Source organism: Rodentibacter ratti (genome assembly GCF_002000485.1).
Lineage (GTDB): Bacteria > Pseudomonadota > Gammaproteobacteria > Enterobacterales > Pasteurellaceae > Rodentibacter > Rodentibacter ratti.
Genome location: NZ_MLAJ01000002.1, coordinates 113,886 through 126,625 on the forward strand (window position 1 = coordinate 113,886; position 12,740 = coordinate 126,625).

General features: G+C 40.6%; 10 protein-coding genes, 1 tRNA gene and 1 other annotated feature. Of the genes, 8 read left to right on the forward strand and 3 right to left on the reverse strand.

Annotated elements, in window-relative coordinates; genetic code table 11:
* Positions 1 to 349: 349 nt before the first annotated feature.
* Positions 350 to 2,119, reverse strand: a complete 1,770-nt coding sequence (gene aspS, locus BKG94_RS01395) for an aspartate--tRNA ligase (RefSeq protein ID WP_077433494.1) — start codon at positions 2,117 to 2,119, stop codon at positions 350 to 352.
* A gap of 145 nt (positions 2,120 to 2,264) precedes the next feature.
* Between aspS and cmoA the strand changes: the two genes are divergently transcribed.
* The 5 genes from cmoA (at position 2,265) to priC (ending at position 6,528) form a co-directional block, all read left to right on the forward strand.
* A complete protein-coding gene (gene cmoA / locus BKG94_RS01400) occupies positions 2,265 to 2,990 on the forward strand; it encodes a carboxy-S-adenosyl-L-methionine synthase CmoA (protein ID WP_077433496.1) in 726 nt (241 codons plus the stop codon).
* A 100-nt stretch (positions 2,991 to 3,090) separates the two neighbouring features.
* Positions 3,091 to 3,498: a lactoylglutathione lyase gene (gene gloA / locus BKG94_RS01405; RefSeq protein WP_077433498.1), complete on the forward strand. Its 408-nt coding sequence runs from the start codon at positions 3,091 to 3,093 to the stop codon at positions 3,496 to 3,498.
* A gap of 74 nt (positions 3,499 to 3,572) precedes the next feature.
* The gene (gene rnt / locus BKG94_RS01410) at positions 3,573 to 4,232 is read left to right on the forward strand and encodes a ribonuclease T (RefSeq protein ID WP_077433500.1); all 660 of its coding nucleotides are present in this window, start codon (positions 3,573 to 3,575) and stop codon (positions 4,230 to 4,232) included.
* 115 nt (positions 4,233 to 4,347) lie between these two features.
* Positions 4,348 to 4,470: a sequence feature (His leader region), on the forward strand.
* An 87-nt stretch (positions 4,471 to 4,557) separates the two neighbouring features.
* Complete coding sequence (locus tag BKG94_RS01415) at positions 4,558 to 5,910, forward strand: Na+/H+ antiporter family protein (protein WP_077433502.1); 1,353 nt, start codon at positions 4,558 to 4,560, stop codon at positions 5,908 to 5,910.
* Positions 5,911 to 5,943: 33 nt separating this feature from the next.
* Complete coding sequence (priC, locus tag BKG94_RS01420) at positions 5,944 to 6,528, forward strand: primosomal replication protein PriC (RefSeq protein WP_077433504.1); 585 nt, start codon at positions 5,944 to 5,946, stop codon at positions 6,526 to 6,528.
* A gap of 48 nt (positions 6,529 to 6,576) precedes the next feature.
* Here the strand turns inward: priC and BKG94_RS01425 are convergent.
* Both BKG94_RS01425 and rne read right to left on the reverse strand, forming a co-directional pair.
* A tRNA-Ser gene (locus BKG94_RS01425) sits at positions 6,577 to 6,666 on the reverse strand.
* A 137-nt stretch (positions 6,667 to 6,803) separates the two neighbouring features.
* Positions 6,804 to 9,611 (reverse strand): ribonuclease E, encoded by a 2,808-nt coding sequence (rne, locus tag BKG94_RS01430; RefSeq protein WP_077433506.1) that lies wholly within the window; start codon positions 9,609 to 9,611, stop codon positions 6,804 to 6,806.
* Positions 9,612 to 10,013: 402 nt separating this feature from the next.
* On the opposite strand from rne, the gene rluC reads away from it, so the two are divergent.
* The 3 genes from rluC (at position 10,014) to hflX (ending at position 12,720) form a co-directional block, all read left to right on the forward strand.
* The gene (rluC, locus tag BKG94_RS01435) at positions 10,014 to 10,985 is read left to right on the forward strand and encodes a 23S rRNA pseudouridine(955/2504/2580) synthase RluC (RefSeq protein WP_077433508.1); all 972 of its coding nucleotides are present in this window, start codon (positions 10,014 to 10,016) and stop codon (positions 10,983 to 10,985) included.
* Between the two features lie 92 nt (positions 10,986 to 11,077).
* Positions 11,078 to 11,356: an RNA chaperone Hfq gene (gene hfq / locus BKG94_RS01440; RefSeq protein ID WP_018355316.1), complete on the forward strand. Its 279-nt coding sequence runs from the start codon at positions 11,078 to 11,080 to the stop codon at positions 11,354 to 11,356.
* Positions 11,357 to 11,364: 8 nt separating this feature from the next.
* Complete coding sequence (hflX, locus tag BKG94_RS01445) at positions 11,365 to 12,720, forward strand: ribosome rescue GTPase HflX (protein WP_077433510.1); 1,356 nt, start codon at positions 11,365 to 11,367, stop codon at positions 12,718 to 12,720.
* The last annotated feature ends 20 nt before the right edge of the window (positions 12,721 to 12,740 follow it).

Here is a 12,740-nt window from a genome sequence, read left to right on the forward strand (position 1 = left end):
AGGAATTGGATTTATTTCGTGGTACTCTATAGAAAGTCGTTTTCCATCAATATCCCATTGAATATTATCCGGATAAGGATTACTTGCTTTTTCAGCTTTTCCAATAACTTGACTAATACCAACAATATATCCATCTGTATAGTGAATGACCTCATCTCCTATATTGGCATCAAATAAAGAATCCCAATGTGGAACTTTATTTCCTTGTTTATTCTTTTCTGGAGCCCATATAATTTTATTTTGTGCATATCTTTTTTAGTACTTTGATTTACCCACCAATATTTTTTCATTTTATATCCTTTTAAAAATTGAGCTTATCCTAAATTGAGGATAAGCCCAAGTTAGGTGACTACTCTGCTTTTGCAGTAACACTAATTGCTAGCTCATTCAATGCCTGTGGATTTGCAAAACTCGGCGCTTCCGTCATTAAACAGGCTGCTGCGGTAGTTTTCGGGAAGGCGATTACATCACGAATATTATCCGTGCCGGTAAGAAGCATCGTTAAGCGATCTAAACCAAAAGCAAGACCTGCATGTGGCGGCGTACCGAATTTTAAGGCATCAAGTAGGAAACCGAATTTTTCTTGCTGTTCTTGCTCATTGATACCAAGAATACGGAACACAGTTTGTTGCATTTTCGGATCGAAAATACGCACTGAACCGCCGCCCACTTCGTAGCCGTTAATCACCATATCATAGGCGTTCGCCACCGCATTGGTCGGGTTAGCTTCCAATTCTTCCGGCGTAAAATCACGTGGTGAAGTGAACGGGTGGTGCATTGCAGCAAGATTGCCCTCTTCATCACGTTCAAACATTGGGAAATCAACCACCCAAAGCGGTTGCCATTCATCTAAACGGGTTAAACCGAGATCACGACCTAATTTCAAACGCAATGCCCCCATTGCATCGGTAGTGACATTCCATTTATCTGCACCGAAAAACAGAATATCGCCGGTTTGTGCACCTACGTTGGCAAACAAGGCTTTTAACACATCTTCATTTAAGAATTTAGCAATCGGGCTTTGCACGCCTTCAAGACCGGCATTCACATCATTCACTTTTAACCACGCCAAACCTTTTGCGCCGTAAATACCGACAAATTGGGTATATTCGTCAATTTGTTTACGGGTAATTTCATTACCGTTCGGCACACGAATGACGGCAACACGACCGTTCGGATCATTCGCCGGCCCTTGGAATACTTTGAAATCCACATCTTTAACGATATCAGCCACATCGACCAATTCTAACGGGTTACGCAAATCAGGTTTATCAGAACCAAAACGGTTCATCGCCTCGTGCCATGTCATAATCGGGAATTTACCAAGATCTACATCAAGAATATGTTTCCACAAACCGTGGATCATATTCTCCATAATTTCCCGCACTTCAGGGGCAGTTAAAAAAGACGTTTCTACATCGATTTGAGTAAATTCAGGCTGACGATCCGCACGTAAATCTTCATCGCGGAAACATTTCACGATTTGGTAATAACGATCAAAACCTGACATCATCAGCAACTGTTTGAATAATTGCGGTGATTGCGGTAACGCATAGAATTTTCCTTTATGCACGCGACTTGGAACAAGATAATCACGCGCCCCCTCCGGTGTGGCTTTGGTAAGCATTGGGGTTTCAATATCCAAGAAACCATTATCGTCCATAAAACGACGGACGAAACTGGTAATTTTAGCACGGGTTTTCAAACGTTGCGCCATTTCCGGTCGGCGTAAATCCAAATAGCGGAATTTTAAACGTTGTTCTTCCGTATTATTTTGATTGAAATCTAACGGCAATACATCAGATGCGTTATAAATTTTGAGCTCTTTGGCAAGCACTTCCACTTCGCCCGTTGCCATATTTTTATTAATTTGATTATCCGGACGTGGGATCACTTCCCCTTTAATTTGAATACAGAACTCATTACGCAACGCGCTTGCAGCGGTAAGGGCATCTTGGAATTTTGGATCAAAATACACTTGTACGATCCCTTCGCGATCTCGCATATCAATAAAAATCAAGCCGCCTAAATCACGACGACGATGAACCCAACCGCTTAATGTCACTTCTTGTCCTACATGGCTACGGTTCAAAGCACCGCAATAGTGTGTACGCATCATTTTTATATTCCTTTTTATATTCTGAAATTAGCCGATTGATTATACGGAAATTAGTGCCGCTTTTAAATTGGAAACAGAAATTTATTTGCGCCCGACAAAACTTTCTCTAAAATAACCGCACTTTTAACTCTCCCTCCCAAATTATATGCAAAAAGATACCCTTTTCTCCGCCCCTATTGAAAAGCTAGGCGATTTCACTTTTGACGAAAGCGTTGCCGAAGTCTTCCCTGATATGATCCAACGCTCTATCCCCGGTTATTCCAATATCATTACCGCCATCGGTATGCTTGCAGAACGCTTTGTGACAGCAAACAGCCTTGTATATGATTTAGGTTGTTCTCGAGGCGCTGCAACGCTTTCCGTACGTCGTAATATCCATCAACCCAATGTAAAAATTATTGGTATCGATAATTCCCAACCGATGGTTGAACGTTGTCGTCAGCATATTGCCGCCTATCACAGTGAGATTCCAGTAGAAATTTTATGCGATGATATTCGACATATCGAAATCAAAAATGCCTCAATGGTGATTTTAAATTTCACTTTACAATTTTTACCACCGGAAGATCGTATAGCATTGCTCACAAAAATTTACCAAGGTTTAAATCCAAATGGCGTATTGGTGCTTTCAGAAAAATTCCGCTTTGAAAACGAAAAGGTGGATAATTTACTGATTGATATGCACCACCAGTTTAAACGAGCCAATGGCTATAGTGAACTTGAAGTCAGCCAGAAACGCACAGCACTGGAAAATGTAATGCGGACAGACAGCATTGAAACCCACAAAGTGCGGTTAAAAAATATCGGCTTTTCTCAGGTAGAATTATGGTTTCAATGTTTTAATTTTGGTTCGATGATTGCGGTGAAATGATAAAAGGAAATCTTGCTGTATCACAACAGCTAGCTGATTTATCATTCAATTTATGGCATAATTCACGCACTCTTTTCCCTATTTAAAAAAGGATGAACTCATGCGAATTTTACACACCATGTTACGAGTAGGTGACTTAGATCGCTCAGTTAAGTTTTATCAAGATGTATTAGGAATGCGTTTATTACGCACCAGTGAAAACCCTGAATATAAATATACCCTCGCATTTTTAGGTTACGATGATGAGGATAAATCCTCAGTCATTGAACTGACTTATAACTGGGGCGTCACGGAATATGATCTCGGCACGGCGTACGGACATATTGCGATTGGTGTGGATAACATCGTGGAAACTTGCGATGCTGTCCGTGCGAACGGTGGAAAAATCACCCGTGAGCCCGGCCCGGTGAAAGGCGGTAGCACTGTAATTGCTTTCGTGGAAGATCCGGATGGTTACAAAATTGAATTTATTGAAAATAAAAATGCAAAAGCCGGACTTGGCAACTAAAAAGTGCGGTCATTTTCTATGATGTTTTTATAACGTAGGTTTACCTGCGTTATTTTATTTTTTAAGGATAAATAATGTCCGATTCTCAAGAAATTCCTCATCACAATCAATTAAAAAATCGTTTTCGAGGTTATTTTCCCGTCATCATTGATGTGGAAACTGCAGGTTTTGACGCCAAAAAAGATGCCTTATTAGAATTAGCGGCGATTACGTTAAAAATGGATGAAAACGGCTATTTACACCCTGATCAAAAATGCCACTTTCATATTGAGCCCTTTGAAGGCGCAAATATCAATCCGGAATCATTAAAATTTAACGGTATAGATATTCATAATCCCTTACGTGGCGCAGTATCAGAGTTAGATGCAATAACCGGATTGTTTCAAATGGTTCGCCGAGGACAAAAAGAAGCAGACTGCCAACGTTCCATCATCGTCGCGCATAATGCGACTTTTGATCAAAGTTTCGTCATGGCAGCAGCAGAACGCACCGGCATCAAACGTAATCCGTTCCACCCTTTTGCTATGTTTGATACCGCAAGCCTAGCGGGATTAATGTTTGGGCAAACAGTGTTAGTAAAAGCCTGTCAGGCGGCAAACATTCCTTTTGATGGGAAACAAGCTCACTCTGCCCTCTATGACACAGAACGCACCGCAGAGTTATTTTGCTATATGGTAAATCATTTGAAAAATTTAGGGGGCTTTCCGCATATCCCGCAAAATGAAAAAATGTGAGAAAAATAACCGCACTTTATTTTTTCAAAAATTAAGTTGCAATTCTTCTAATTTTACAGTAGCTTAATACACAATTCTTATTTAGAGATTTGAAAATGAATATAATCCGTCGCCATCATCGCCACCATTTAACTGAATAATCTTTCAGGTTTTTGGTGTGCTTGGAAGATTTCTTCCGAGCAGACAGGATAGTAAAAAATCTTACCCCTCGGAAGGCGACTTTCGGGGGGTAATTTTATGATTAGAGGAGCACCGACCATCAACATTATATATTCAATAAAATTAAATAACTCAATTTACACATTTATTTATAAGGAAAAACACAATGTTATCAAACCCAGTTGTTATCTCAATTATCGTATTGCTGACACTCAGCTTACTACGTATTAATGTGATTATCGCTCTCGTCATTGCCGCACTCACTGCGGGTTTATGTGGTGGTCTTGGTTTAACTAAAACCATTGAAACCTTCACTGGTGGGCTAGGCGGCGGTGCTGAAGTGGCAATGAACTATGCGATGCTCGGCGCTTTCGCCATTGCGATTTCCAAATCCGGTATTACGGATTTACTCGCCTATAAAATCATCACAAAAATAAACAAAACTCCGACAAGTAACAATCTTGCATGGTTTAAATATTTCATTTTCGGTATTTTGGTATTATTTTCCATTTCATCCCAAAACTTGCTACCGGTACACATCGCCTTTATCCCAATCGTCGTGCCGCCATTGCTTTCCATCTTTAATCGTTTAAACATCGACCGCCGTGCTGTTGCCTGCGTACTCACCTTCGGTCTAACCGCAACTTATATGCTACTCCCTGTCGGTTTCGGTAAGATTTTTATTGAAAGTATTTTGGTAAAAAATATCAATCAGGCAGGGGCAAACCTTGGTTTACAAACGGATGTCGCCCAAGTTTCCCTTGCAATGTTGCTACCGGTCATCGGCATGATATTAGGTTTATTAACCGCTGTATTTATCACTTATCGCAAACCACGCCAATATAATGTTCTTGTTGAAGAACCTACAACTAAAGAAATTGAAGCGCATATTGCCAATATTCGACCAAAACAAATTACAGCAAGCCTTATTGCAATTTTTGCAACCTTTGCAACACAACTGGTTACCAGTTCAACGATTATCGGCGGTTTAGTAGGTTTAACGATCTTTGCCCTATTCGGTATTTTCAAACTCAAAGAAAGTAATGATATTTTCCAACAAGGCTTGCGTTTAATGGCAATGATCGGCTTTGTAATGATCGCCGCATCTGGCTTTGCAAATGTCATTAACGCCACCACAGGCGTAACGGATTTGGTGCAAAATCTTAGCAATGGTGCAATTCAAAGCAAAGGATTAGCCGCATTCTTAATGTTAGTTGTCGGCTTATTAATCACAATGGGAATCGGCTCTTCTTTCTCTACGGTACCGATTATTACCTCAATTTACGTGCCACTGTGCCTCTCCTTTGGTTTCTCACCATTGGCAACTGTGTCAATTGTAGGCGTTGCTGCGGCCCTTGGTGATGCAGGTTCTCCCGCTTCCGATTCAACCTTAGGACCGACCTCGGGATTAAATATAGATGGTAAACACGACCACATTTGGGATTCCGTTGTACCGACATTCATCCACTACAATATTCCATTACTAGTATTTGGTTGGATTGCCGCAATATACCTTTAACGATTATAATCCCCCTCAACAGGGGGATTTTTTATGCTCATTCAACAACTCATTGAAAAGCTGGAACAAAAGGTTCAACAGCTTTATCAAATTCACTCAGCCCAACTTGAAGAAAAAATTTTCACAAAATTTGACCGCACTTTATTCAGTGAAAATGGGCAAACTCTGTCATTTTATTTTGCCGAAATTAATCAAACGCTGATACGAATTAAATCCCTTGATTCTAATGATGTAAATCATTACAACTTTATTGCAGAACATCTGTTCAAACAATGTAACGCGTTGTCTGAAACGCTCAATCGGAAAAATACAACCTTTACTCAACAGAAACGACAACAAAATTCGACCATAAAAAAAACACAGCATAGTATTCATAAATTACCCCCACGTGAACGTTTAGAGAAATATTACGAAGCACTTGAACAACTGAATAATTTATATCAACAACATAGAGATTTCGCTCTCACGCAAAATGATCCTATTGAGAAAAAAAGAACATCAGAATTAGCCAATAGCTATAAACATCGTCGTCAGAAATGCCAAGAAGCTATTGATTTATTAGAAGAATATTTAACCTTTAAAGAAGAACAAGAAAGTAGTAATACAACGGATAAATAGAAAACAAAAATCCCTTAATCAATAGATTAAGGGATTTTTAAAATTTGATGGCGGAGGAAGTGAGATTCGAACTCACGGAGGGCATAAACCCTCGCCGGTTTTCAAGACCGGTGCCTTCAACCACTCGACCATTCCTCCGTGATTTAAGCGGGGTGAATAATACGTTTTTTCCCCAATTCCGTCAAGAATAAAAAGATATCTTTTTCTTGAGTGATTAATTTTAGCTCAATCTAAAGGTAAAAAATTGGTACTTTACGTACCAATTTTATTTTTACTTATTCCGATTTTGCATGTGTGGGTTCGGAATACACATGGCTAATTGCGCTATGATGCCCCGCCGCTCCTTTTCCATAGAAGTAATAACGCGATTCCGTCCATTCTACAATTGGAAAAGATTCTGCCATTTCTTCACCAGCTTTTGCAAGGGTCATTTCTGCTTTAGTGTGAGTCACTGAAGAGACCGTACCTAAACGACCTGAAAACTCGTAAGTGCGGTCAAATTTTACTGGATTTTCAACCTCAGCAGGTTCAGGTTCATTTGAAACGACTTCATTTTGCACTTTTTCCGCATTAAGACGCTCTAATGATTCCTGTACTTTTTTCTGTACCGATTCATTTGCCGGTTGCGTAATGAAATCTAAAGCAGGTTTCACTTCTACTGAAGTATTTTCAACCACAATACCGGTCGCAGGCGTGATAAATCCTTTTTTGGTTTTTTCTTGTTCAAGCAACTCATCCACAGATAAGAAGTTATTTTCTTTTGCTGTATTCAATGCCGAATAATCGACCCAAACTTTTCCACTTGCCAATTCAGGAGAAGAAACGGCTAAAGACAGAGGCATTGGTGATTTAGGCTCTTGACGGCGGCGACGCTGATTATTTGATACACGCAAGTGGCGTGGCGTACGACGCTGACGATCCTGGCGATTTTGCTTTTCTTCAACCTCTACTACTGCTTGGGTTATTTCAGCCGGTGCCGTCTCTAGCGTTTCCTCAATAATCTCAACGTTTGTTGCTACCGGCGCATGAGGCACATTGGTATTAACCGCATGATCATCAATACGCACGCGTTTTTGTAGTTCACGACGTTGACGGCGTTGTTGTGTCGGCTGCTCTACTTTGTCACTCTTATTATCGGAAACTGGCGTAGAATTGACCGCACTTTCAGCTGGATTTTCATTTGCCACGGAATGACGACGTAAACGGCGTTGATTACGCTCACGCGTAGAAGCGGCATTGCCCTGCTCCGTTTTTTCCGCTGCATTATTCTCTGATTTTGAACGATGCGCTACATTACGACGTTCTTGAGTGCGTCGCTGATGACGATTGTTATTACGATGATGTTTTGGTTTTTCTTCAACCACCGGTGCCGGACTGAATAATGCTTTAAGTTTTGCAATAATTTTTGCCAATAGTGACTGCTCATTAGACTTACGTTCCATTGGCGTTGGCGCTGCTTCAGAGATAGAAAGTGAGAGAGCCGCACTTTCTACTGCAGGCTGTTCAAAAACAACCGTTGTTTCGGTATTTCGTGAACCCGATGATTCATCTGGCACATCATCCTGTGCGCAGTGGATTTTTGCTAAATTGTAACTGAGCTCATTAAGCTCTTCCCCATCACGCATACGGAATACACTAAAATTCGGTGTTTCCATCGCTTCATTCGGCACGACAATAACATCAACATCATGACGTTTCTCAATGCTACTAATCGCTTTACGTTTTTCATTTAATAGGTAAGAAGCAATTTGCACCGGCACAATGGTGTGTACCTGCTTGGTATTTTCTTTCAATGCCTCTTCTTCAATCAAACGTAAAATTGATAAAGAAAGGGATTCATTATCACGTACTTTACCGGTTCCTTGACAACGTGGGCAAATATGATGGGAAGATTCACCGAGCGACGGGCTTAAACGCTGACGAGACATTTCCAGCAAGCCGAAACGTGAAATACGGCTAATTTGAATACGTGCACGATCTTGACGTACCGCATCACGAATACGATTTTCCACTTCACGTTGATGACGGATCGGAGTCATATCAATAAAATCTATAACCACCAGTCCGCCCAAGTCGCGCAAACGTAATTGGCGTGCAATTTCGTCCGCCGCTTCAAGGTTTGTATTAAGCGCGGTTTCTTCAATATCGCCACCACGTGTTGAACGCGCAGAGTTAATATCAATCGCCGTTAACGCTTCTGTTACATCAATCACAATCGAACCGCCTGACGGCAAACGCACTTCACGTTGGAATGCGGATTCGATTTGAGATTCGATTTGATAATGGCTAAAAAGCGGCACTTCGCCTTGATATAATTTCACTCGATTCACAAAATCCGGACGAACCAGTTTGATGTGCTCTTTCGCTTTTTCAAAAATCTTCGGACTATCAATTAAAATTTCACCGATATCACGGCGTAAATAATCACGGATCGCACGCACGATGACATCACTTTCTTGGTGAATTAAAAACGGTGCAGGGCGACTTTGAGAGGCCTGTTTGATCGCTTCCCAGTGATGCAATAGAACTTTTAAATCCCATTGTAATTCTTCCGGCGATTTGCCTACGCCCGCAGTACGAACGATTAAGCCTACGCCTTCCGGTACATCAAGTGAGCTTAACGCTTCTTTTAATTCTGTGCGCTCATCGCCTTCAATACGACGAGAAATTCCACCCGCACGCGGATTGTTAGGCATAATCACCAAATAACTACCGGCAAGAGAAACAAAGGTTGTCAAAGCTGCGCCTTTATTGCCACGTTCTTCTTTATTTACTTGAACAATAACCTCTTGCCCTTCGCTTAAAATATCACGAATATTCGGACGACCTTGGAACACATAATCCGCCGGAAAATATTCTCGTGCAATCTCCTTTAACGGTAAAAAACCGTGGCGTTCCGCACCGTAATCCACAAAAGCCGCTTCAAGGCTTGGCTCTACACGGGTAATCTTCCCTTTGTAGATATTTGCTTTTTTTTGTTCATGTCCCGGACTTTCAATATCCAAGTCAAAAAGGCGTTGTCCATCAACAAGCGCCACACGCAACTCTTCTTTTTGAGTCGCATTGATTAACATTCTTTTCATTGTCAATTCTCTTTTTTAAATTTTTAAAAGTACCTCAAAATAAACCGCACTTTGCTTCGCTATCGACCTCGTGTTTCTCGCGCCAGTCAATCTCACGATTGTATGTTGCTGGGTGCATTGATAACGTTATGAAACGATAAAAGGATTGTTTAATAAAATAACGCGATATTTCACACGCGTTACAAGCAGCTTGTTTATTTTGAGAAAAAATGTTGATTATCAATGTCTTATGCCAAATGCCGCATTGAGTTTCCACCAACCAAATGAGTCATTTTTTACGTCAAATTTTATGCGTAAAAAGACGCTCTATTATCCATATAAACCGATAAATTAGCAAGGTCATAATTACCTTAGATAAGGCTTTTATGATATGATTCGCGCCAATTTCCAAAAGGTGAAAAAATGACAAAAGAACAGAAAGAAAATATCATTAATTCCTCCGTGAAAATGCTCACAATTAGTGAAGATGAAGCGGCTCAGCGCATAGATAATTATTTGTTGGCAAAACTCAAAGGCGTACCCAAAAGTTTGATTTATCGCATCATTCGTAAAGGTGAAGTGCGGGTGAATAAAGGACGAATTAAGCCTGAGTATAAATTACAAACCGGTGATGTGGTACGCATACCACCGGTGCGAACAACAGAAAAAGAGAGTGCCCCGGTATCAAAAAATTTAAATAAAGTTGCGGATCTTGAACATAACATTCTGTTTGAAGATGAACATCTTATCATATTAAACAAACCCTCCGGAATTGCCGTTCACGGTGGGAGCGGATTGAATTTCGGCGTAATTGAAGCCTTACGCGCATTACGCCCTGAAGCCCGTTTTTTAGAATTAGTGCATCGTTTGGATCGGGATACCTCCGGTATTCTACTTATTGCTAAAAAACGTTCTGCGCTACGAAATCTGCACGAACAGCTTCGTTTAAAAACGGTACAAAAAGATTATTTGGCACTCGTCAGAGGACAATGGCAATCACATGTTAAAGTCGTAAAAGCGCCACTACTGAAAAATGAACTTGCCGGTGGTGAGCGTATTGTACGTGTGAGTGAACAAGGTAAGCCTTCCGAAACCCGTTTTTCTATTGAGGAACGCTATTCTAATGCGACTCTAATCAAGGCCTCACCCATCACCGGACGAACCCATCAAATCCGTGTGCATACTCAATATGCCGGCCACCCTATTGCATTAGACAGCAAATACGGGGATAAGGATTTTGATATGCAAATACAAGCATTGGGTTTAAATCGCCTGTTCTTACACGCTTTCTCAATTCGTTTTGAACACCCCAAAACAGGGGAAACTTTACGCTTTAATGCGCCACTTGATGAAAAAATAAAGGCGGTATTGAAAAAGTTACGGGAAAGCAAATAGACAAATTTGGTATTTATTGTTATATTTGGATTCGGAGACAACTCGTTTCTACCGTGATTTCATAATAACGACAACATATAAAGGATAGCAAAATGGCAAAAGGACAATCTTTACAAGATCCTTACTTGAACGCTCTACGTCGTGAGCGTATTCCTGTATCAATTTATCTGGTGAACGGGATTAAATTACAAGGACAAATTGAATCATTCGATCAGTTTGTGATTTTATTAAAAAACACCGTAAATCAAATGGTGTACAAACATGCGATTTCTACTGTTGTACCGGCACGTTCTGTTTCTCATCACAACAATAATCACCACAATGTGCAACCGGTTGAAACGGCAGAAGAAACCCAAACACAAGCAGAATAATCTATTAAATGGATTGTAAAAAAACACCAAGTGCGGTTGAAAATTTAGCTGAAATTTCAACCGCACTTTCTTTGCCTCAAATTCATCAACATTCAGATTCTCAGCATGACAACGCCATCGTCGTGCATACCTTTTTTTCACAAATTAAAAATCTTGACGACCTCCAAGAATTTCTTCTATTGGTCAAATCTGCCAATGTGAATACTTTAAATGTGATTACCGCCAGTCGCAGTACTCCTCAAGCTAAATATTTTGTGGGGGAAGGAAAAGCGCAGGAAATCGCCGATGCAGTAAAAACATATAATGCTGATGTGATATTGGTTAATCATCAACTTACACCGGCTCAGGCACGTAATTTAGAGAATTTATGTAACTGCCGTGTTGTTGATCGTACGGGCGTGATATTAGATATTTTTGCCCAAAGAGCAAGATCCCACGAAGGGAAATTACAAGTAGAATTAGCTCAATTAAAACATTTAGCAACTCGTTTGGTTCGTCGTAAAACCGGTTTAGACCAACAAAAAGGGGCTGTTGGACTTAGAGGACCGGGAGAAACACAGTTAGAGACAGATCGCCGACTCATCAAAGTGCGTATTAGTCAATTACAAAATCGTTTGGCAAAAGTAGAAAGACAACGCAACCAAAATCGTCAAACAAGACAGAAAGCGGATATTCCGACAATTTCATTGGTTGGCTATACCAATGCGGGGAAATCAACACTTTTCAATGCGATCACACAAGCCAAAGTATATGCGGCGGATCAGCTCTTTGCCACTCTCGATCCCACTTTTCGTCGTTTACAAATTCAAGATGTCGGCACAACTATTCTTGCTGACACGGTGGGTTTTGTGCGCCAGCTGCCGCACGATTTGGTTTCCGCATTCAAATCCACTTTACAAGAAACTGTCGAAGCCAGCCTTTTATTGCATATCATCGATGCTACCGATCCTCGAATGTTAGAAAATATAGAGGCGGTTACCTTAGTATTGGAAGAAATCAAAGCGGATAAAGTCCCTGCCTTGCTGGTTTACAATAAAATTGATTTATTGGATGGCGTGCCACCCCATATTGAATATGATGATGAAAATAATCCCATTGCGGTTTATCTTTCAGCCCATAAACGGGAAGACATTGAATTATTGCTTGAAGCCATTAAACTGCGGTTAAAAAACGAAGTACTTTCGCTGACGCTCGTTCTTCAACCTCACGAGGGAAAACTCCGTCATACCCTTTATCAATTAGATGCCGTACGAAACGAACAAATTACAGAGCAAGGCGAATTTATATTAAATGTGCAGATCAATAAAGTAGAATGGCTAAAGTTGTGCAAACAATTTCCAGCTTTGACTCAGATACAAATTTAGCACGTACATTTTTATACCGT